The organism is Lysinibacillus sp. 1 U-2021 (assembly GCF_029916965.1).
Lineage (GTDB): Bacteria > Bacillota > Bacilli > Bacillales_A > Planococcaceae > Lysinibacillus > Lysinibacillus capsici.
In genome coordinates, this window is record NZ_CP123966.1 from 3777120 (window position 1) to 3798668 (window position 21549).

Genomic DNA, 21549 nt, shown 5'->3' on the forward strand with positions numbered 1-21549 from the left:
TTTATTGCTACTTCTCCTTTATTTATTGTATTATTCTACACAAAATAGTACTTTCTCAATGTCTATCCAATAAAAATGTAAATGCTTTCATTTTAATAGAATTATTACGAACTGGAGTGTAGGAACATGAAAATTAACACTATTGATCTTCAATACATCAGCCAATTAATCTATGAAACACATCATCTTCCAGTCACTTATATTAATTCATTAGGAAAAATAATCTTTGACTATTCATCAACAAATAATCCATCTTACATTTCTTTAAAGGAACAGTTGAAAACACATCCTTACCATAAAGATTCTAATGCCTATCCAATTTTTTTCTCTTATGCTGAGTTTAATTTTTTCTATATTAATGTGCAGCAAGAGGATCAATATTTAGGTGCAATTGTAGTTGGCCCTTCCCTTTCGCCAGAAGTGGAAGACATAAAGACAAGTGTTAATCAAGAGCTGATTCCTATTCTTCATTATCAACAAAGTTTAGCCATTAGTTTATTTGTGTATTACGCCATCTATCAAAAGACATTAAATAAATCTGCTGTCATTTATCACAACCAAGCATTAAGACCTCTCATTCGTCATGAGGAAAATACTACGCTTGAACTCTCCTATGCAAGAAGAAATGATATTGTTCATACAAATCTTTACTATGAAAAAATATTGTTAGACAATGTGAAAAATGGGCGTATAGAGAAACTAAATGAAGTTTTGAATTATTCCATTGTTGAGCAAGCAGAACTTGGAATACTATCAAAACGCAATAATTTAAGAAGTGTTCAATATTTGATGATTACAGGAATTGCACTTATTTGCCGTGCAGCAATTGAGGGTGGTTTAAATGAAGAAACAGCCTTTACATTAAATGATTTTTACATTCAAAAGCTAGAGGATCAAAACAGTTTAATCGAAATTCTTTCGTTAATGGAGGAAGCTATTTACGACTATACAAGCCGTGTATCACAGGCAAATACAAGGAAGTATTCTGGACCCATTACTACCTGTATCCATTTTATTGAAAATGAGTTGTATGGGGATCTAACACTCGACCAACTTTCAGCAATTTGCCACCTAAGCCCCAATTATCTTTCCTCCTTATTTAAAAAGGAAGTAGGTACTTCCTTTAGTGAATATATTCAGCAGCAAAGGATTGATGAGGCGAAAAAACTCTTAACATTTACCAACTATCCAATCCTAGACATCGGTTCATTACTTAATTTCACAGATCAAAGCTATTTCATTAAAGTTTTCAAAAAATTTACAGGGATTACCCCTAAACAATATAGAACTAAGTATTCTCATAAATAATTCGATATAGAGGGAAAGTAAAAGGATGGTAGAAATCAATTTTTACTTTCTCTTTCCTTTTTTGAAGTACTAACAATATCATCTATGTCATATCTTAAATTAAAACGTAACCATTACACTTTAGGGAGGTCTATGTGGAACGTCTCCATTTTTCTAAATATGTATTGAATTTTTGGTTGCTCTTCATTTTATTCCTAGGCATGCTACCACTACTGTTATTCAACGTCTCAGCTCTAAACGACCTTAGTTCCTCTCTACTCAATTTAAATACGATATTTTTAAGTATTTTAATTGAAGCATTACCATTTGTCTTAATTGGAATACTGATTGCTGGCTTTATTCAGATTTTTATAACAGAGGAACATATCCAAAGGTGGATTCCTCGAAACCCTGTGATGGCAGTTATCATGAGTTGTCTTGTAGGTGCATTATTTCCAGCCTGTGAATGTGGGATTGTTCCGATTGTTAGAAGATTGATTGTCAAAGGCGTACCTATACATGCAGCTATAGGCTTTATGTTAACTGGTCCACTTATTAATCCCGTTGTTATTCTTTCTACTTATATGGCATTTGGAAATGATTTAAGAATAGCGAGCCTTCGAATGCTTGTTGGCTTTGTCATCGCTATTGGAGTAGCATTACTTATCAGCTTATTTTTTAAAGGCTCCCAATTTAAGAGCTCTTTACAGCCCTACTCATTAACAATCCCTAGTCAACAAACATCCTTCTTCACCAAATTATTAAATATGGTCAAACATGCCATCGATGAATTTTTTGATATGGGTAAATACTTAATTATCGGAGCATTTTTAGCTGCCTTTGTACAAACCTATATATCTACCAAAACACTCGTAGCCATTGGAGAAGGTGAACCCTCCTCCATTCTAGTTATGATGGGCTTAGCCTTCATTCTGTCACTTTGCTCTGAGGCAGATGCCTTTATTGGCGCATCCTTTAGTGCTATTTTCTCCACTCCATCCATTCTGGCCTTTCTTATTTTTGGCCCTATGATCGATTTGAAAAATACCATTATGTTGATGAGCGTATTTCGTTTAAAATTTGTTTTTTGGTTAATCGCCTTAGTGGCTACAGTTGTCTACATTAGTATATGGATTCTTTCAGCGTATCTCTAAGGGGGAAAACCATGAAATTTCACGTTCAACAAGCGCTAAGAGCCTTCATGTTACTCGCCTTTTCGGCTATGATTGCCAACCTGCATTGGACCGGAGAACTAACAAAATTTATCAACCCTAAATATGAAGGGCTGAGTAAAACAGCCGCCATTTTATTTTTTATACTATTTCTTGTTCAAGTGACAAGAATTATACCTTTTTCAAAGGTTCCCCATTCATGTGATCAAACGGGACAAGCATGCTGCTCCCATCACGACCATGGTCACACAGCCTTTACCCGAAAAAAAATGATAGCCTACCTCATTATCATGACACCAATAATGACAGGCTTCTTCGTGCCAGCAAAAATTTTAGATGCATCCATCGCTGATAAAAAAGGTGGTGCATTTATTCTCACCCAGCAAAATCAATCATCTAAAATAGAGGATTACCTCACTTCAAATGAAACGATTGATGAAAACATCTATGATGAACATGAAGCTGATCCCCGACTGACGGAGGAAAAACAGGAAATGACAAAAAAACAATATGAGCAATTAAAGCAACAGCTATCCCAACAATCCATGCTAAAAATGACCGATGAGGACTACACGATTTATTATGAAGAAATTAATCAAAATTTGGCTAACTATTTGGGGAAGAAAATACAGTTGAAGGGCTTTGTTTTAAAAGAAGAAAGTTTTACAGAAAAGCAACTAGTGATTTCAAGATTTCTTATTACGCATTGCGTCGCCGATGCCAGTATCGTCGGCTTTCTGACAGAGTTTCCTGAGGTCCCTACACTCACAGAAGATACATGGATTGAAGTGGTCGGTACAATTAGTCAAACAACATATGAGGGTACAAGCTTACCTGTTATCCATATTGATGATTGGGTAACAATCGAACAACCTGAATCACCTTATCTTTATCCTATTAATATTCGAATGAGCTTCTAGCAATAAAAGGGCAAAGCTTATGGCTTGCCCTTTTTCAGCTATTAATGGGGGATCGCACATCTAAGCCTAAATGGGAACGTAATGTGCTGCCTTCATATTCAGCTCTGAATAAACCCCGCTCTACTAACATGGGAATAACGTCGCTAAAGAACAAATCCAAAGATTTCGCAGGTCCGCCTGGTATGGCAATAAAGCCATCCAATGCACCCTCTTCATAAAAAGTAACGATTTGATCGACAATATCCTGTGGTGTACCGATTGCTACAAGGTGAGCTGAGCCAATTACCTCTGGACGTGCTAACAATACTGCGACAGTTGGTTCATTGTTTACAATATAACGACGTACCAAATCTGCATGTGTTTTACTACGTACTTGTTGATCTTTTGATGGCAGCATATCAACCGTTACCTGATCTTCAAGTGCCAAATGACGAACATCCATGCCAATCACAGATTCTAAAGCACTGTAGCGCCGCTCAAGTGTTAAATGTGCATGTGCTTGTCGGTGCATTTCGAGTGCTTCTTCATATGTATCCCCTATAAAGAAATAGAGTCCAGGTAATAAGCGAATATCGTCGGCTGAACGACCTACTTCTATAGCCTGCTGACGCAAATCATTACGCATCTCAATACCCACCTCCATGGCTGGTGTAGCCGCAAAAATCGCATTGGAAACAGTAGCCGCAAATTGCCGCCCAACATCCGACGCTCCTGCTTGGAAGAGTGGAATCTCTCCTGCTGGATGCATTGGGAGATTTAAGGGACCTTTTATATGGAAAAATTCGCCTTTATGCTCCATTGGCTTAACAAGCTCTTTTATTTTCTCTAAATTCCCATCCATTTCTAATGTTTCATAGGGATAACTATGCCATAATTGCTTGACCACCGCTGTACATTCTGCAGCTTTAGCATAACGCTCCTCGGAAGAAGGCATGGGCTCATTGCTGAAATTATGAGCGCCATCTATAGAGGTTACGATATTCCATCCAACTCGTCCTTCGCTAATCCAATTTAAGGACTGCAATTGACGCGCAATCAGATAAGGTGGCGTAAAGGATGTGGAAATCGTTGTTACTAAGCCAATCTGTTTCGTTTCTCTTGCCACCATCGCCATTAAAAAGTTAGGGTCTAAGCCAACTGTTCCTTTCATTTTAGCCATTAATTCTGGATGAGCTGTTAAATAATCCGCCTTAAATACAAAATCTAATTTCGCTGCTTCAGCACGCTGCGCAAATGCAATATGTTCTTCTATCAAGGCACCCTGTTTGCCATGATTACCGTAAACAGCTAAATGCATTCCAATAATAAGGTGTCTTTTCATGGCTACTCTCCTTCTTTTTAATTGATAACGATTATCATTTTCATAATAATCATTCATGGCAGAGATTGCAATGAAATACTATTAAGTTTTTGAAGGTCCTCTACAAATGAAAAATAAGCAACCAAACTAATATTTACTATAAAGTTAAATAAAGGTATCATTGAGATAATTCAAATATATTTAAGCGGAGGAATCATGAGAAAATTTCCCTCTTTATTTATAGTTACTCTTTTTATATTTCCAATTGGTGGAGCATCTTTTATAGAAGATCCTATACTCCAACCATCTATTCCGCCGAACCTAGGTGCTTCTGCTGAGGAATCTTATTCTACCCCCACAGCTGAAAAAAGTGATGATTCCCTTCTTACAACGTCTTCTACCTTTCCAACTGGTCAGGGTTCGATGAGCTTTAATTTTAAAGCACCTAGTAATGGCACTGATACAATTCAAATTTATGTGAAAAATAACAGCTCACAATCTATTAGATTTATATTGACTGCACCTAATGGAACGGTTTGGATAGACGGAGAAATCATTAAATCTGGACAATCATTTACTTCAACTTACGAGTTGGATGCAAGCCAAGCTGGTCAATGGTTCATGAAATTTGATAATAATGATGGTTCTTCAATTACAGTAGATATAAATACAAGTTACGAAATTTAATATGGAGCTTCACCCTTTAGCTTTTTTCTATTCAAATAGGTGATGCAAAAATTTGTTTTTCCGTTGGGTCCCAGAGAACAATTCCAACATCCTGCTTCTGATCGATTACCCGAATGGTGATGGGGATATAGTCAAATAAAATTGTATTTATTTTTGTACTAGTGAGCTGTAACAAGCCAATTAATTCAATATCATTAACCAGTGGTACATGTATTTCTAGATTAATATCTGTTAATTTGCCATCTTCATAACGAAGTTTTCCCATGATTTTAGGATTTAAATGTTTAAATCCACCTTGAATATCCTCTTTAAAAATTAATAATTTATTATACATATTTTGGTCCAAACTATATAAAGCATCTGATGGGAATATATAATGCTTTTTATCTATATCAAACCATTTTGTTATGGTATCTGCATCTTTAGGAATAAAGGTTTCAGCTAAAAATATGCCTGGAATAATATCGTTGATATTAGATTCTTGATATAAAGTTAAATAAATAGGGACTCTCGGATATTTTTCATTTTTTCTAATATCCTCAAGAATCCTTTTAGCTACTTCCTTCCCATAATTTTTAACATCGTTGATATCATCATCATTTTGGTCTACTTTCACTTGGCCTGTGTAAATTAAACCATTGGCATCGGAAACTCGTATATCATAAAATTCATTTAACGAGATCGCGATCGATAGTCCCTCTACTTTGTTATTTTCTTTATTAATAAAATTTTGTTCTAACACATGTGAGAGAATCAAAGGATACTTTTTTTCATCCTCTAGCACATTGTCACTTCTAGTTTCAATGGCTGGATTTAACCCAATACCTTCATCTGTTTTTCTACTTAACCATTGGCTGATCATTTTCTCTTCCAGATATTGACCTTCCTGCATATAAAACTTGTCAGTTGAGAAATGATTCACCGATAAATTCATGAGTCCTCTTTCAATTTCATTAATATTTAAAGCATTATTCATATTATTGATGATTGAACCTCTAGCAATATTGACTTTTGCAGGCTGTTGAATCTCATAGACCTCCTTTTTCTGTATCGATGAAATATACTTTTTCTCATTAGCAGTAACACTTTCGTCCTCACTACTACAAGATGCTAAAATCAATATTGGTGCGAATAAAAATAACATAAAGCTTCTTTTTTTCATTGCTATTTCTCCTTGCATACTATGTATCATTTGATAAATTACCTCATTCAACGATACCAAATTTACCAAAATAAAACATTATATATTTACAAATCTCCCCATTTACCTATCAGATAATCAAAAAAGACCTATGCTCGTTTTCTCGAACATAGGTCTTACTGCTTTCAACTGCTAATGAGTGGGTTTTTCACTACATTGGAGCGGCTCTCACACTTTTAAGAGCGGGTTTTCGCTTCTTTAGGGGCGGGTTCCCACCTTCTTAGAGCGATTTATCCTCAATACTATTTGGCATTTTTATCGGGCTGGTGAATACCAAATACATTGCCTTCCGTATCAATATAATAGCCTTGCCATGCCATTCCTGGTAATGCGTACTTTGGCATGGCTACTTTGCCCCCGTTTTCAAGAATTTTTGCTTCCGTTACATCATAACTTTCAACACCCATTGTACAAGCAAAGCCATTCAACGCTTGGTTTGTTTCTGGTGGAGGCCCTTGGCGTTGCATTAAAGCACCATTAATGCCAAGTTCATCATCTTCACCTGTCACGGCACCGAAGTAAGGCATGCCTGCATATTCACTCCAGTCCTGAAATGACCATCCAAAAACTTCCCCATAAAAATCCTTAGCCCGATCCATATTACTTACATGAATTTCAAAATGAACTAATCTCCCCATAGTATCCTCCTTAAAGATGAATGTATTTGATCATATTTACTATAGATCATTTTTCTGAAGATTAAAATTAATAAATTATTTCTGCCATACCAACAACACGTTGGTTTATAGAGACTTATATGGAATCTCCCATCTATTATTCAATTCTATTATTTTTACAACTACAAAAAAGTGTGACTAGAAAATGAATTATTCTCTAATCACACACTATTAGGGCTAGTTATAATTGACTATATACCGAAATGGCATCGGTAATATTATATTGCTCCGTTCTAGGGCTGCCGTCCGCTCCTACTGTCACTAGCACATATTCTTGTCCATTTATAAGGGCTAAGCTTGCTAAACATAAGCCTGCATCTTCTGTATAGCCTGTTTTTCCACCTAAAATTTCCCCTCCTGGCAATGCACTTGACGTCATATGCTGAAACATGCGACTGGTAAAAGTAATGCCTTCCGGATGAAGGTTTGTTGATTTTATAGAATATCTTTCTGCTGTATAAACATTTCGAAAATCATCGTTTGTTAAGGCGTATTGTAAAAGTAAAGACATATCCTTTACAGTTGTATAATGATCTGAATGGTGGAGTCCAGTTGTATTCACAAAGTGCGTATTTTTCATGCCTAGCTGCTGCGCCTTTTCGTTCATCAGTTTCACAAATCCACGTTCTGACCCCGCAACATATTCAGCTAAACCTAGTGATGCCTCTGCACCTGATGGCAGCATAGAGCCATACAACAAATCTTCTACTGTCAGCTTTTCATTTGGGAGAAAGCCCGCCACTGACGCATTTTCCTCTAATAAATCCCGAAAGATATGTTTAGGTAAAATGATTTCTTCTTGTAAATTGGAGATCTGCTCTATCGCGACTAGAACCGTCATCATTTTTGTCAAAGAAGCAGGATAAATCTTTTCCTCACTTTTTTTATCTAAAACAATTTGATTTTCATCCAAATTCACTAAAATTGCATTCGAACTGTACATATCAAGATCGAGCATATGCTGACTGGCTGTTTGTACTACTTTTGGTGCATGATCTATTTCCTGACGTAAAGTCATTGGCGATTCTTTCAATAGTAAATAAACGAAAATCAGTATGGATAAGAACAATAAACTCAATATACCTTTTCTCTTGAACATAAAAACAACTCCTTCTCTTTATGCTTTTATTCAACCATAAAAAAAGGAGCTTATTTTTAATTTACTATTAGTGAATTCTTAAGGTTTCTTAAGAATTGGTTGGAATCATCACGGTGAATACGGTTGTATCATTACTAGAAGTTGCGGTAATGGTTCCGCCATGGGCCTGTACAATTTCATTAGAAATGGCTAAACCAAGCCCAGCACCTCCTGTTTGGGTAGACCTTGCACTATCTAAGCGGTAAAACTTTTCAAATATCATTTTTAATTTTTCAGGAGGGATCGTCTTCCCTGTATTCGTAAACGAAATAAATGTCTGATTATTTTCGCTTTGCGCACTAATTTCAATTGTACTATTTGGATCACTGTAGGCAATTGCATTTTTTAAAATATTATTAAATACCCTTGCTATCTTATTACCGTCTGCATAGATAGTAATATCTTCATCTAATTTGACGATGGCTTTTTGACCCTTTGGTGCCAGCAATGGATAAAACTCGTCGGCCACTTGCATTAGCATATGTTGTAAAGGAATAGAATCTTTCTCTAAAATGATGGATTGTAAATTAAACCTGGTTATTTCAAAAAATTCATTGATTAGTTGTTCCAGTCTATAAGATTTATCTAATGTAATCGTCACATATTTTTCTTTCTGCTCTACCGGCATATCCCTCGCTTCATCTAAAAGACTTAAGTAGCCAATAATGGATGTTAAAGGTGTTTTAATATCATGCGCTAAATAGACAACTAAATCATTCTTTCGTTGCTCAGCTTCTTGTGCATCCCTTGCACGCTTTTCTAATTTATATTTCACGTTATTTAATTTTTTTTCCAAAAAATCGAGTTCAGCTGGGAGCTCAATTTCCTTCCCTGACTCATCAGCAAGCATGGTAATACTTGAACTAATTTGATGAAAATATCGGGTAAATCGAGACAAGGCGATATAGAAAATAATCAATAATAATAAAATAAATCCTATCGCAAGCCAAAGCGATTTATTTTGTCGAAATAACACATGATAGGCATTGCTTGCAGCATAATAATCAAGTTGCAAGACATTTTCACAAAAAGCAATAAAAGCATCTGCAAAGGGAGCTTGTAAGACCCCATCAATAAATGCAAAATTAATAAAAAAGCCTATGATGCTAGCGATGACAAGTATCGAAATAATTTGTAGAACCATTTTCCTTTTCAGTTTGCCAAACTCATTTTTCAATGGTATACCCCACTCCCCAAACCGTTTTAATATACTTTGGGTTCTCCGCAGCATCCTTCATTTTTTCCCGTAAATGTCGAATGTGAACCATTACCGTGTTATTGCTGCTAAAGTACTTTTCCCCCCAAATTTCTTGGAATAATTGCTCTGAGCTAATAACTGTCCCTCGATTTGCACATAAATACCAAAGAATAGCGAACTCCGTAGGTGTAAGGGATATGGACCTTTCATTTAAAAAGACTTGTCGTGTGTTTTTATTAATCACCAAGCCAGCAAAATCAATGATATCTTCCTGTTGCTTCGAACCTTGGTTGTAGAAAGTAAACCTTCGTATTTGTGCCTTTACACGAGCAACCAACTCTAATGGACGAAATGGCTTTGTTATATAATCATCTGCTCCCAGAGAAAATCCATTTATTTTATCGATTTCTTCTTCCTTTGCCGTAAGCATTATCACTGGAAAATTTAGTGTTTCTCGGATTTTTCGTAAAATAGTAAACCCATCTATATCAGGCATCATAATATCCAGAACAGCTAAATCTACTTTCTCATGCTCAATACATGCCAAAGCCTCTTGAGCCGTATAAAACTTAAATACATGATAGTTTTCATTTTTTAAGTAAAGTTCTATTAAATCTGCAATTTCCTTTTCATCGTCAACAACTAATATATTCAACTGTATTGCCCTCTCCTTCTCCCCGCTTGTTTTCCAATGATTTTTCACAGGCATTATAGCACTTACGCATGACTATATCTATTATTAGGGTAGTTAGATGAAAACATCTTTCCAGCTCTACTTTTAATAGGTTTATATTAACAAAATCATAGATAGCTTCATAATGAACTATTACTACATCAAAAATAGGCTTAGGTTATATCCCAAGCCTCACATTTTCTGGTAATTAATTTGTTGGATTGATTGCTGTAGTAGTAGATTTTCGACTCATATCCTATGTTACCACTCTACCTGCGTAATATAGCATTTGTTTATTTAATTTATTCTCTTTTGCAGTTATACTGGTCGGTTTCACTTTCAGCACAAGGGTTTTGCTCCCTAAAGAAGATTGATATTTTTCGATATGCTTTTTTGATAAGGGTGCTTGGTAATAATCTGGTACATATTTATCAAGCATTGCCTGCATAGCAGCAGTAGCTTCATTTAAATCCGTAACAAATTCCACCAACCCATTTGCTACTACACTTATATAAGCCGTATCAGTCTCAGCAGGAATAGGGTCTACCATTGTTCCATAATTTTCACTTATTGTGATACATGCATTCCGATTATTTGTTAGAATATCTATTTTTCTTCCTTCGTTGGCACCATGAAAATAAAAACTTCCGTCTTTGTAAACATAATTTAGCGGAATAACATATGGCATATGTTGATCTACCATACCAAGAAATGCAGTTTGTGCGCCTTCTAATAATTGTTTAATTTGTTTTTCATCTGTACAAGCTCTATTTATCATCCGAATATCTGTTACCATTATCATTCCCCCTATCCTCTTCTAAAAAGGAGTCTACAGCAGTATTGCACGTTAAAAAAGGGACAGTTCGATGAAAGGGCATGGGTACAAGGTAAAAATACTAGTTTATCAAAAGCCCATACTATTTTCTTAGAAGTTCTCTAGTTCTACAAATGAATGTCATATATTGAATGATTTCTTCTCCAAATTTTCACCTACATCACGATAGAATAGTTTAAGTTGCGCAACAATCATAATGCTAATGACTACAAGTAAAAACCATGAACTGATTTTACCAAAATGAACAATTGACCAAGACACCTCTTGATTCGGATAGGACCATGCTCCAAAGAACGTTGCAATATTTTCAGCAATCCAAATGAAAAAGCCAATCAAAAAGAACGATACAACGATGGGCATGTTAAAGACTTTGTTCCGTACTGTAAATTTTACAACAGTACGATAAAACACAATAAATAGTAGTGCCATTAACAGCCATCTAAAATCATAAATAAAATGGTGTGTGAAAAAATTCAAGTAGATAATGGCTCCAAGTGGAATAGCTACATAACTTTTTGGCCAGCTTACAATTTTTAAATCAAACCTACGCCAGGCTTGGCAAATATAACTTGCTACACTCGCATACATAAATCCGCTATATAAAGGCACACCCCCTATTTTTGTCCACGCCTCTTCAGGATATGACCATGAATTGAAATTCACTTTATATAGTTCAAGCACGAGCCCAATAATGTGAAACAAGCAAATGACTTTTATTTCATCCTTTGTTTCTAAACCAAATTTATACATCAAGTACTGAGTCAATAGACAGATTACCAGAATAAAGTCATATCTTCCTACCCCAGGTATTTGAATGGCTTTAGAGAGTGCAAGTGTAGCAAATATCACAACAGGAAAAATACAAGATAATGATTGTTGATACGTAAAGACTCCTAAGTCCTTTAAAAAATTCTTCAACATGAATCCACCTCAAATGAACTTGTTCATAATTAAATTGCTTCTTGTATGAAGAATAAACGATAAATTATCATATTTCAATATTTATTTATCGAAAAACAATAAATATTTTCTCTTATTACTGGAACTATTCTTTGTTAAATACGTCTTTGTTGTTGCTTATCTATGAAGAAAAGAGTAGCCATGTAAGTAGCTACTCTTTGATATTAAAGATATATTTTTTGATTTAATTTTAATTGGACTTCTTGTTGGTTTATTTCTAAGTTCGTCACTTTTTTCACTTTTAAATAATAAACGATATAACAACCAATGAAGAATGCTCCACCACAGTAGAGTGCTAAACGTTGAGCTGGATCAAAAGCCAAGCTTGCCATAACAATACAGTTCGCTAATAAACCTAAAATAGGGATCACTGGATACAGTGGCGCTTTGAATTTTAAATCCTCTACTTTTCCTCCTTGGCGTATATAGGAGCGTCTAAATGCAATTTGAGATGCTGTAATCGCAATCCAACCAATTTGTGCACCTAAGCCTGCTAGAGATAATAACCACACAAAGACTGTATTAGCAGCAAATACACTTGACAGTAAAGACAGACCTGCTACAGCGAGTGTGATTAGTAATGCATTCATTGGGATACCTCTTTTATTAACTTTCCCTAAAACGGGACTTGCCATCTTTTCGACAGATAGTGAGAACAGCATACGTGTTGCAGCATAAAGACCCGAGTTTGCGACAGATAATAAGGCTGTTAGGATAACAAAATTCATAATATCTGCTGCATATGGAATACCTATGCTATCTAATACGACTACAAATGGACTTTCCACCACCCCTGCTTTATCCATTGGTATCATTGCTGCAAGTACAAATACGGATAACACAAAGAAGAACAGCGTACGCCAAACAGTTTGCTTAATAGATTTAGGGATAGTCTTTTCAGGATTTTCACTCTCCCCAGCAGCAATACCAATCAATTCTGTACCCTGGAATGAAAAATTCACGGTAATCATTGTAATAAGCAGTGCTGTTACACCATTAGGAAACAATCCACCCTCATAAAAATGAGTAAGGAATGGGGCATTTGTTCCATCTTTCATATCGATTAGCCCAAACATAGCTGCTCCACCAACCGCAAGGAACATAATAATTGCCAATATCTTAATGCTGGAGAAGACAAATTCTGCTTCACCAAATGCTTTTGCTGATAAACCATTCAATACAAAGAGTAGTGCTGCAAATATTAGGCACCACATCCATACTGGTGAATCAGGAAACCATCTTTGCATTAGTTGTCCAGCCCCTAAAAACTCAAGAGCAACAGTTACTGCCCAACCTAGCCAGTATAGCCATCCAACGGCAAAACCAGTAGCAGGACCGATAAATTTCGTTGTGTACGTTTGGAATGAACCTGATACCGGCATAGCAACAGACAATTCACCCAAACATAGCATTGTTAAATACATAACTGCTCCGCCTACTAAGTAAGCTAGGATGGCACCAGTTGGCCCAGCTTGGTTAATCGTGTAGCCTGATCCAAGAAAGAAACCAGTTCCAATACATCCACCAAGTGAAATCATAAATAAGTGTCTTGCTTTCATACTTCTTTTTAATTCATATTGTTCTGCTGCCATAAAAAACTCCTTACATTCATTATCTGTGTAAGCACTTTCTTTTTTTCGTACAAAACAGATAACAATCTAAAATTTGAATGTTAATAGATAAACTGTTTTATATATTTTATGAACTGTCAATTTTCTGACAAAATAAAGGCTATTGAATAGCTAAATTGTATTGTAAACTTACTATAGGGAGAGCTACTTTCTTATAGTTGGTTGTCGCGACCTAATTTTTTAAGAAAAGTTCTTCCTTCTGGGATACAAAATGACTTCTATTCATGGCTTAAAGTAATGTATCGCCAAATAGTGAGCTGATTAAAGCTACCGCAGCAATAGCCGTTTTATTGTATTGATCTAATACAGGGTTTGTCTCAACAAATTCTGCTGAAGTAATAATATTTGCTTCTGACAGCATTTCCATAGCTAAATGACTTTCACGATAGCTAATACCACCTGCTACTGGCGTGCCTACACCTGGTGCATCATTTGGATCCAGTCCATCTAAATCTAATGATAGGTGAACACCGTCTGTGCGCTCCTTTAAATAGTCAATCGTTTCTGACATTACTTTCGTCATTCCTAAACGATCAATTTCATGCATCGTGTATACCTTCATACCAATTTCCTTAATAAGCTTTTTTTCTCCTGGATCTAAATCACGCGCACCAATGATAACAACGTTTTCAGGCTTTACCTTTGGCGCATAGCCTCCGATATTTGTAAGTGCTGGATGTCCAAGGCCCAAGCTTACAGCTAAAGACATGCCATGGATATTTCCTGAAGGAGATGTTTCACCAGTATTTAAATCGCCATGGGCATCATACCAAATGACACCTAGTTTCTCATAATGCTTGGAAACTCCTGCTAATGTTCCAATAGCAATACTATGGTCTCCACCTAATACTAAAGGAAAACGGTTTAAAGAAATTTCATGGTCTACTTTTTGGCCTAGCTTCTCGTTACTTTCTGTGACAGTTTTTAAATTTTTTAAGTTTGTCTTTCCTTCTGCGTCTTTATCTTCGTGTACGAAGTCAATAGTTAAATCCCCTTCGTCGTAAATCGAATAACCAAGGCTCTCAAGTCGTTCTGTTACCCCTGCATATCTGATAGCACTTGGTCCCATGTCTACGCCTCTTCTTGTTTGACCTAAATCCATGGGCACCCCAATAATTGTCACTTCTTTATTCATGATGTTTTCTCCTCTCCAATAATTACTTTCACAGTATAAAGAAATTGCAACATTGACTCAACTCGACATTATTTTAAATTTTTATACAGTTTAAATTATTAAAAACATAGATTTTTTCTTGTATAAACGAATGCATAAACGCTATTTCACTGCATAACAAAACATTTTTTCCCTTTTAAGTGTGTATTTTTGTAAAAAATTACTAAACAAAATATTAAAACTGTTCTTTTTTTATAGTTTTTTCCGAAAATTTTGACGGTAATTTTATCTATAAATGCAATATGTTAATAAATATTTTCCAAAATCATTCAATTATTCTTCTTTTTAACGGCAAAAAAAAGCCTTACTACAATAGTAAATAAGGCTTTTCAAATACCTATTTTAATAATCGCACAATACTAGTCAAACAGGTTTCTTTATAAAATTTATGTTGTTCTTCTAAATCGCAGGTTAACCACTGAATTAATGAACCATCAATCATTGCCCGCATCATTTTTGCATAGGTTAAGGAATCAATGTCTGAACTAAAGACACCTTCTCTTTTTCCTAATTCAATAATTTCTTGCCCAATTCCCCAGCAATTCTCATAAAATTTTAAGTTAATTCTTTTGTATTCTTCATTGCTATTTGCCTGAGCTAAAAAATCTAAATAAACCCTGTAAAATTTTTTATTTTCTATAGGCGATACAAATACAGCATTTAAGTAGGCATGAAGCTTGTCTATAGCTGTTTGATGCTTGCCTATTTCTTGTATTTCATAGCTGTAGATTTTGTTCGTAGTGGATTCAAGTAATTCTAATAAAATGTTTTGTTTGCTTGTAAAGTAGTAGTGAACTACCCCTTTTGAGACACTGGCATGATTGGCTATGTCTTGTAGTGTAACCTTATCATAACCTAATTGTGAAACAGCGTTAAAGGCTGCTTTCATAATCTGTTTTTTACGTTCTTCCTCTTTCTTTTTCATAGGAGCCTCCGATGACTTGATAGAAGTTATTATACATGAAGAGTAGCAACAATCCAATTTTATATTGACCGGTCAGAATAATTTTGATACTGTTTAATGGAATAAAATTGTAGGGGGACGTTTACGATGACGGCAGAAAATTTTAGTGCGTTAGTAGTCAATAAAGATGATGCATTTACAGTGAAAGTGAACACGTTAACTTTAGAAGATCTACCAAAGGGTGAGGTATTAATTAAAGTTAGTTATTCAGGTATTAATTATAAAGATAGTCTTGCCTCTATTCCTGATGGTAAAATCGTTACGTCTTATCCTTTTGTTCCTGGCATTGATTTAGCGGGGACTGTTGTTTCTTCTGAGGATTCTCACTTTAAAATTGGTGACGAGGTCATTGCGACTAGCTATGAAATAGGTGTTTCCCATTTTGGTGGCTTTAGTGAATATGCCCGCATCCCAGCACAATGGATTGTACCGCTTCCAAAAGGGCTTTCCCTCAAAGAGGCTATGGTAATTGGTACTGCAGGATTTACAGCTGCATTATCTGTTCAAAAGTTAGAGGAAAATGGTATTCATCCTGAAAAGGGGAAAATTCTTGTGACAGGGGCTACAGGAGGTGTAGGTAGCTTTGCCGTATCTATTCTTTCAACACTGGGTTATCAAGTTGAAGCGAGCACAGGAAAAGAATCTGAACATGAATATTTACAATCACTCGGGGCTACTACAATAGTAAATCGTGAAGAGGTTTATGATGGAAAAATTAAAGCATTAGGCAAACAAAAATGGGCTGGTGCTGTTGATTCTGTTGGTGGAGAGACACTTGCCTCATTATTAAGCCAAATTCAATATGGTGGGGCTGTTGCATGTAGTGGTTTAACGGCAGGTACACAGCTTCCTACAAGTGTATTTCCCTTCATTTTAAGAGGCGTGAGTTTACTTGGAGTTGATTCTGTTTATTGCCCAATGGACATTCGATTGAACATTTGGCATCGACTAGCGACTGATTTCAAACCAGCAAACCTTAATGATTTTATTCAGCAAGAGGTAACACTACAACAACTTCCTGATGTTTTACCTATTTTACTGAAGGGTCAAGCAAGAGGTAGAATCCTTGTTGCATTATAAGGAGTTTAATTAAGCTTCCTTCTTTATTCTATTTCCCAGAAAATAATTCTAGTTGGCAAATAACAACATACAGCTACTACGCAAAGCGAGCGTGGTAGCTTTTTTATTGTTGACATCTCCCTGACATATAAGCGCTTTATAGTAGCTCATGAACAACCCACTTGTTTCCTTTAGACAAATTTAGGCAACAAAGCTTGTCTAAATTTGTACTAACAAGCATACCAATAGAGTATGTAGGCCGTATTCTGGGAATTCAATACTATAATTAATACTTTGGAGATGATCGTATGAAGCGAGCACATATTAATGAATTAGCTATTACACGGGCTTTAGCCATTCTAGCTGTTCTTCTTATTCATTCTACTAGTACACCTGTAACGGCTTTATCTAGTGACTCAAAATTATATCCATTTTATGTATTTTTCAATATCTCCCCTAAATTCGCTGTCCCTGCTTTTATTTTTTTAAGTGGCTTTGTATTATTTTACAATTATATACAAAAGGATTTAACAAAGGAGCTTATCATTCATTTTTATAAAAAAAGAGTGACCCAAATACTCATTCCTTATCTCTTTTTTTCTATTTTTTATTATGCAGCAATGCAATTTTATGTGACACATGATTTAGTAGACACATGGCGTTCTCTATTTAGTATCGAATTTCTAGAAAAACTTTTATTAGGCAAAGCGTATACGCATCTATACTATATTTTTATTATTGTTCAATTCTATCTTATGTTCCCATTATTCCTATATATTTTAAAGAAAAAACCAGCACTATCTCCTTATTTAATTTGGATTGGGTTCGTTCTTCAATGGGTCTTTATTTTATTAAACGCTGAGTTATGGCAGTATCCCTATAGAGGGAGTATCGCTTTTTCCTATCTCTTTTATTTCTTAGCAGGGGCATTTTTAGGAATTTATTTTGAAAAATACAAAGGATGGCTACAACTAAAAAAAGAAAATTTTCCTATCAAGATACTTTTTGTGTGGTGTATATGGCTAATTTCTACTATATATAATGTTTATTTATATTACTTTGTTTATACATCACAAACCTATATAGTGAACAGCACAATATTTGAGCTAGTTTTTCAGCTACAATCTTTAACAGCCTGTATTGTCTTATTACAGCTTTCTTTCTGGATCTATGATAAATGGAACCAAACTGTTGTAAATCGCTTGATCAATCTGGGAACAGTATCGTTTGGCATCTATCTACTACATCCATTTTTCCTTTTCCTTTATAGACAATTAAGTACTGGCGGTAATAGTATTCTGTATCATCTTTGGAGCATTGGGGGCTTTATCTTTGCCCTCTTCGTTCCATGGATGGTCGTGCTATTGATGGGCAGATTCCTTAAGTACCATTGGATTGCCTTTGGACCTATCCCGAGCAAATTCCCTTACAAATAGCCGTTCAATATGCACAGCCAGTCGTCGATTTGTTTCCGTCAACTGGCTGTGTATTTATTTGCGTATTTACCTTTGCTCAATTGTTTAAAAAATTTAGGTTTCTTCAGGGGTATATCATTAAATAAGAAGATACTAATAAAAAAGCCCTGTAGAGAACTCTCCACAGGGCTTTTCAATGAACGATTTAATTATTTTGCAATAGAACCGTCTTTTACTTTATTGTTATTAGCATCAACTAGGTTTGTTGATTTGAATTCAACTACAATGCTGTCTGTTAATGCATAGTCAGCTTTAGTTGTCGCAGTAAGTTTACCACCAGCTACTGTAATAGAAGCAAGTTCTACAGTTGATCCTGCAATTTTAACAGTAACACCTGTTGGAGCAGCTTGATCAGCAATATTTTCAGAGAAATCTACTGTAAATGTTTTGCTATCTACTGCAGTTACTTTAGTAGCAACAGGAACAATATTTTCTTTAAGTGCTACTTGAGCCGTCACTTTTCCACCTTTAAGCGTGTTACCTTTTGTATCTACTACATTGCTAGCTTCAAGTACATAATTACCATTAGCTGTGATAGAACCTTCTGGTAAAGTGAATCTTACTTTCTTCGTACCATCTACAAACTGAAGTTGTGTACCTGCAGGAAGTTCTTTTCCTCCAAGTGTGTAGTTAGCAGCATTTGTTGCTGTTGCCGTCACATCTTTAGCATACTCAACTGTAAATACGTTATTGTCAATTACAACAACTGGAGTAGCTCCGAATACTAATGAATCTGTTGGTGTTTCAGGTGTAGCTTCAAATACGCCTGTTGTTACATTGAAAGTAACAGTATCAGCAGTTACATTGCCAGCTAAATCTGTTACTGCTTTAGCAGATAACTCGAAAGTATATGTTGAATTGCTATCTAGATCAATGTCAACTTTTACAGTGTTTTTCTCTGCACCCTCGATTTTACCGTTACCATCTACATCGAAACCAGCATCTGCTTTTACTGCTGTTTCTTTTCCAGTAGTGTAAGCAATACCATTTTGTGTTTTAACAGTTAATTTCCCTTCTACTTTTACTGGCTCACTAAAAGTAAGGTATAATGCATCAACATCTGTAGTAGCATTTACATCATCAGCTACTAACATTTTAGTAGCAGTAGAAACAAGTGTAGCAGGTGTTAAATCTTTTGAAAGAATAGCATTGAACTCAAATGCATCACCTGCATTACCAGCTAAATCTTTTTGTCCTTCTACTTTAATGTTTGTATTAATGAATGTAGCTGTACCCAAAGCAGATTTAGCATCAATCGTGAATACAGTTTTATCCTCTGTATCTTTAATATCAGCATCAGTTAAATAGAATACAGTTGATCCTACTGTTACTTTTGCATATTCTTTAGTTTCTGCATCTGCATTAAGATTTTGTTTCATTAATTCTTCAGAGAAATCAAACGTAATTTCTGTACCATTCACTGCTGTAGAAACAGTTGGTTTTGAATTATCAACGTCTGCTTTCAAAACTGTGAAGTTAACTGCGATAGGATTTGCGATATTATTAGCGAAGTCAGTTGCACCAACAATGTCTACTTTGTAAGATTGTTCTGCTGTTAATCCAGTAATTGTTAATTTCTTACCAGATAAAGTATAGCGATCTTTTGATAGTTCTGTACCATTTAAGCTGATTGTTCCTTCACTTTGTACAGGCTCGTCGAAAGTGATAACAGCTGTAGTACCTTTAGCTTCTACAGAATTAACGCTTACAGGAGTCGTATCTGCAAATGTGATTAATTTGTTGAACTCTTCAGTTAGAACTTTAGCATCCGCTTTTGTTTTAATTGGTTTTACAGTTACTTTACCATTTGTTAATTTTACTTCTTTGTCAGTTGTTAACGTAACTGTCATACCGTCTTCAGATACTACTGCGTTCGTGATTGCTACACCTTCAACAGCATATTTTGTTGTGATTGCTGCATCTTTTGCATCAACAGCTGTGTTAAATTTCACTTCAAGTTCTTTTGCATTAAGCCCTTTTACAGCTTCTACAGCTGGTGTTACTTCTTGAACTGCATCAATCGTACGTTTTACCATTGTAGCGAATTCTTCGCGGCTAATTTTATCTTGTGGTGCTAATAATGAGCCTTTACCATTGATTACACCATTTTCTACAGCTGTTTCTAAGTAAGATACAGCCCATTTAGAAGCTTTAGAAGCATCTGCAAATTGGCTAAGATCTGCTTTACCTGTTAATTGGTAGCCTTGAACGATAACTTTAGCAGCTTGTTCTCTTGTTAATTGAGCTTTAGGCTCAAATTTACCATTGCCCATACCATCAAATAATTCTGGTGAAGTTGCAAGTACTGCATTATAGAACCAATCATTTTCACTAACATCAGAAAAATCTTCAGTGCCAGTAGCTTTTAAATCTAATGCTTTTGATAAAATTTCAGCCGCTTCTGCACGAGTAAGTGTACCAGCTGGATTGAAGTTTCCTTTTTCATCGCCTTGGATGTAGCCTTTATCAGTTAAAAATTGTACAGCTTCTTTTGCCCAAGATGAAATGCTAGCTGCATCTTGAAATTCTGCAGCTGATGCTACTGGTACGATTGCTGATGCTACAAGCGCTGCTGTAGCTGTAGTTGCGAAAAATTTACGACCTTTGTTTTGTTTTGTCATAGTATATTCCTCCAGAATTTTAATAAATTATATTATTCTGTGAGAACAATATTATCGCGCTATTTAATTATAAAATTATAAAAATATGTATAAATCGTTCCCACAAATAATAATTCAACCAATTATATGTAAAGCAATCTTCTAAATTTTCCATGATTAAATATCCCAATCAAACTGTAATTTGCTTTACAAGACAATAATATAACTTCATTACCAATAAATAAACGCTAAAAATAAGGTAATTTTAATACTGCATTGGTTATATAGGGAATCTTTTCATAAAAAAATTCTAAAATAAGGAAATAATAGTACGAAGAGCGACAAAACTACCCATTTGGATGCGTTTTACAAACAACAACATTTTTATTCAAATCTTCTTCTGTTGTTTTTTTGATATAATAATATTTTTTTCCTATAAAGTTTCATCTAGCACTCTGATAAAGCAATTAATTTTATAGACGAACTACATCTTAAAGGAAATTAGATTAAATAATAGCATAGAAGAAAATATTAATGCATAACACAGATCCCAGTTTAGGAACAGCAAAAGAAGATCGTTTACATCTCCTAAACGATC

The 21549-nt window shown here is 35.2% G+C and carries 18 protein-coding genes; 6 read left to right on the plus strand and 12 right to left on the minus strand.

Annotated elements, in window-relative coordinates; genetic code table 11:
• The first annotated feature begins 126 nt into the window (after positions 1-126).
• The 3 genes from QH639_RS19880 (at position 127) to QH639_RS19890 (ending at position 3379) form a co-directional block, all read left to right on the plus strand.
• On the plus strand, positions 127-1308 hold the full coding sequence (locus QH639_RS19880; RefSeq protein WP_048389681.1) for an AraC family transcriptional regulator: 1182 nt from the start codon (positions 127-129) through the stop codon (positions 1306-1308).
• A gap of 134 nt (positions 1309-1442) precedes the next feature.
• Entirely contained in the window at positions 1443-2441 is a 999-nt protein-coding gene (locus QH639_RS19885) for a permease (RefSeq protein WP_237899934.1), read from the plus strand.
• 11 nt (positions 2442-2452) lie between these two features.
• Complete coding sequence (locus QH639_RS19890; RefSeq protein ID WP_237899932.1) at positions 2453-3379, plus strand: TIGR03943 family putative permease subunit; 927 nt, start codon at positions 2453-2455, stop codon at positions 3377-3379.
• A 34-nt stretch (positions 3380-3413) separates the two neighbouring features.
• On the opposite strand, the gene QH639_RS19895 is transcribed toward QH639_RS19890, so the two are convergent.
• A complete protein-coding gene (locus tag QH639_RS19895) occupies positions 3414-4676 on the minus strand; it encodes an NtaA/DmoA family FMN-dependent monooxygenase (protein WP_259419284.1) in 1263 nt (420 codons plus the stop codon).
• Between the two features lie 219 nt (positions 4677-4895).
• On the opposite strand from QH639_RS19895, the gene QH639_RS19900 reads away from it, so the two are divergent.
• Entirely contained in the window at positions 4896-5366 is a 471-nt protein-coding gene (locus QH639_RS19900; RefSeq protein ID WP_112117637.1) for a hypothetical protein, read from the plus strand.
• Positions 5367-5397: 31 nt separating this feature from the next.
• Here QH639_RS19900 and QH639_RS19905 read toward each other — a convergent pair whose 3' ends face one another.
• From QH639_RS19905 to QH639_RS19950, 10 genes are all read right to left on the minus strand, one after another.
• On the minus strand, positions 5398-6528 hold the full coding sequence (locus QH639_RS19905; protein ID WP_131519625.1) for a CamS family sex pheromone protein: 1131 nt from the start codon (positions 6526-6528) through the stop codon (positions 5398-5400).
• A gap of 281 nt (positions 6529-6809) precedes the next feature.
• Positions 6810-7205: a VOC family protein gene (locus tag QH639_RS19910; RefSeq protein WP_281115115.1), complete on the minus strand. Its 396-nt coding sequence runs from the start codon at positions 7203-7205 to the stop codon at positions 6810-6812.
• 220 nt (positions 7206-7425) lie between these two features.
• Positions 7426-8343, minus strand: a complete 918-nt coding sequence (locus tag QH639_RS19915; protein WP_131519623.1) for a D-alanyl-D-alanine carboxypeptidase family protein — start codon at positions 8341-8343, stop codon at positions 7426-7428.
• An 88-nt stretch (positions 8344-8431) separates the two neighbouring features.
• On the minus strand, positions 8432-9526 hold the full coding sequence (locus QH639_RS19920) for a sensor histidine kinase (protein WP_244205601.1): 1095 nt from the start codon (positions 9524-9526) through the stop codon (positions 8432-8434).
• 22 nt (positions 9527-9548) lie between these two features.
• Positions 9549-10241, minus strand: coding sequence for a VanR-ABDEGLN family response regulator transcription factor (vanR, locus tag QH639_RS19925; protein ID WP_199768326.1), 693 nt, complete (start codon positions 10239-10241; stop codon positions 9549-9551).
• A gap of 268 nt (positions 10242-10509) precedes the next feature.
• Positions 10510-11049: a pyridoxamine 5'-phosphate oxidase family protein gene (locus QH639_RS19930; RefSeq protein WP_281115116.1), complete on the minus strand. Its 540-nt coding sequence runs from the start codon at positions 11047-11049 to the stop codon at positions 10510-10512.
• Positions 11050-11208: 159 nt separating this feature from the next.
• Positions 11209-12009: a DUF817 domain-containing protein gene (locus tag QH639_RS19935; RefSeq protein ID WP_281115117.1), complete on the minus strand. Its 801-nt coding sequence runs from the start codon at positions 12007-12009 to the stop codon at positions 11209-11211.
• Between the two features lie 203 nt (positions 12010-12212).
• On the minus strand, positions 12213-13640 hold the full coding sequence (locus QH639_RS19940) for an amino acid permease (protein WP_004232450.1): 1428 nt from the start codon (positions 13638-13640) through the stop codon (positions 12213-12215).
• A 268-nt stretch (positions 13641-13908) separates the two neighbouring features.
• Entirely contained in the window at positions 13909-14814 is a 906-nt protein-coding gene (rocF, locus tag QH639_RS19945) for an arginase (protein WP_237899926.1), read from the minus strand.
• Positions 14815-15190: 376 nt separating this feature from the next.
• Positions 15191-15778, minus strand: coding sequence for a TetR/AcrR family transcriptional regulator (locus tag QH639_RS19950; protein ID WP_131519618.1), 588 nt, complete (start codon positions 15776-15778; stop codon positions 15191-15193).
• A gap of 126 nt (positions 15779-15904) precedes the next feature.
• Between QH639_RS19950 and QH639_RS19955 the strand changes: the two genes are divergently transcribed.
• Both QH639_RS19955 and QH639_RS19960 read left to right on the plus strand, forming a co-directional pair.
• Positions 15905-16897 (plus strand): NADPH:quinone oxidoreductase family protein, encoded by a 993-nt coding sequence (locus tag QH639_RS19955; RefSeq protein ID WP_281115118.1) that lies wholly within the window; start codon positions 15905-15907, stop codon positions 16895-16897.
• A gap of 287 nt (positions 16898-17184) precedes the next feature.
• Positions 17185-18312 (plus strand): acyltransferase, encoded by a 1128-nt coding sequence (locus QH639_RS19960; RefSeq protein WP_131519616.1) that lies wholly within the window; start codon positions 17185-17187, stop codon positions 18310-18312.
• 188 nt (positions 18313-18500) lie between these two features.
• Here the strand turns inward: QH639_RS19960 and QH639_RS19965 are convergent, their stop codons facing one another.
• Positions 18501-20972 (minus strand): S-layer homology domain-containing protein, encoded by a 2472-nt coding sequence (locus QH639_RS19965; protein WP_131519615.1) that lies wholly within the window; start codon positions 20970-20972, stop codon positions 18501-18503.
• Between the last annotated feature and the right edge of the window lie 577 nt (positions 20973-21549).

What these genes read in the sequence shown, in the direction of transcription:
- QH639_RS19960 (WP_131519616.1), top strand. Translation starts at nt 17,185, where the DNA reads ATGAAGCGAGCACATATTAATGAATTAGCTATTACACGGGCTTTAGCC.
- QH639_RS19910 (WP_281115115.1), bottom strand. Translation starts at nt 7,205, where the DNA reads ATGGGGAGATTAGTTCATTTTGAAATTCATGTAAGTAATATGGATCGG.
- QH639_RS19895 (WP_259419284.1), bottom strand. Translation starts at nt 4,676, where the DNA reads ATGCATTTAGCTGTTTACGGTAATCATGGCAAACAGGGTGCCTTGATA.
- QH639_RS19920 (WP_244205601.1), bottom strand. Translation starts at nt 9,526, where the DNA reads ATGGTTCTACAAATTATTTCGATACTTGTCATCGCTAGCATCATAGGC.
- QH639_RS19915 (WP_131519623.1), bottom strand. Translation starts at nt 8,343, where the DNA reads ATGTTCAAGAGAAAAGGTATATTGAGTTTATTGTTCTTATCCATACTG.
- QH639_RS19940 (WP_004232450.1), bottom strand. Translation starts at nt 13,640, where the DNA reads ATGGCAGCAGAACAATATGAATTAAAAAGAAGTATGAAAGCAAGACAC.
- QH639_RS19950 (WP_131519618.1), bottom strand. Translation starts at nt 15,778, where the DNA reads ATGAAAAAGAAAGAGGAAGAACGTAAAAAACAGATTATGAAAGCAGCC.
- QH639_RS19955 (WP_281115118.1), top strand. Translation starts at nt 15,905, where the DNA reads ATGACGGCAGAAAATTTTAGTGCGTTAGTAGTCAATAAAGATGATGCA.
- QH639_RS19900 (WP_112117637.1), top strand. Translation starts at nt 4,896, where the DNA reads ATGAGAAAATTTCCCTCTTTATTTATAGTTACTCTTTTTATATTTCCA.
- QH639_RS19935 (WP_281115117.1), bottom strand. Translation starts at nt 12,009, where the DNA reads ATGTTGAAGAATTTTTTAAAGGACTTAGGAGTCTTTACGTATCAACAA.
- QH639_RS19890 (WP_237899932.1), top strand. Translation starts at nt 2,453, where the DNA reads ATGAAATTTCACGTTCAACAAGCGCTAAGAGCCTTCATGTTACTCGCC.
- QH639_RS19880 (WP_048389681.1), top strand. Translation starts at nt 127, where the DNA reads ATGAAAATTAACACTATTGATCTTCAATACATCAGCCAATTAATCTAT.
- QH639_RS19905 (WP_131519625.1), bottom strand. Translation starts at nt 6,528, where the DNA reads ATGAAAAAAAGAAGCTTTATGTTATTTTTATTCGCACCAATATTGATT.
- QH639_RS19930 (WP_281115116.1), bottom strand. Translation starts at nt 11,049, where the DNA reads ATGGTAACAGATATTCGGATGATAAATAGAGCTTGTACAGATGAAAAA.
- QH639_RS19965 (WP_131519615.1), bottom strand. Translation starts at nt 20,972, where the DNA reads ATGACAAAACAAAACAAAGGTCGTAAATTTTTCGCAACTACAGCTACA.
- rocF (WP_237899926.1), bottom strand. Translation starts at nt 14,814, where the DNA reads ATGAATAAAGAAGTGACAATTATTGGGGTGCCCATGGATTTAGGTCAA.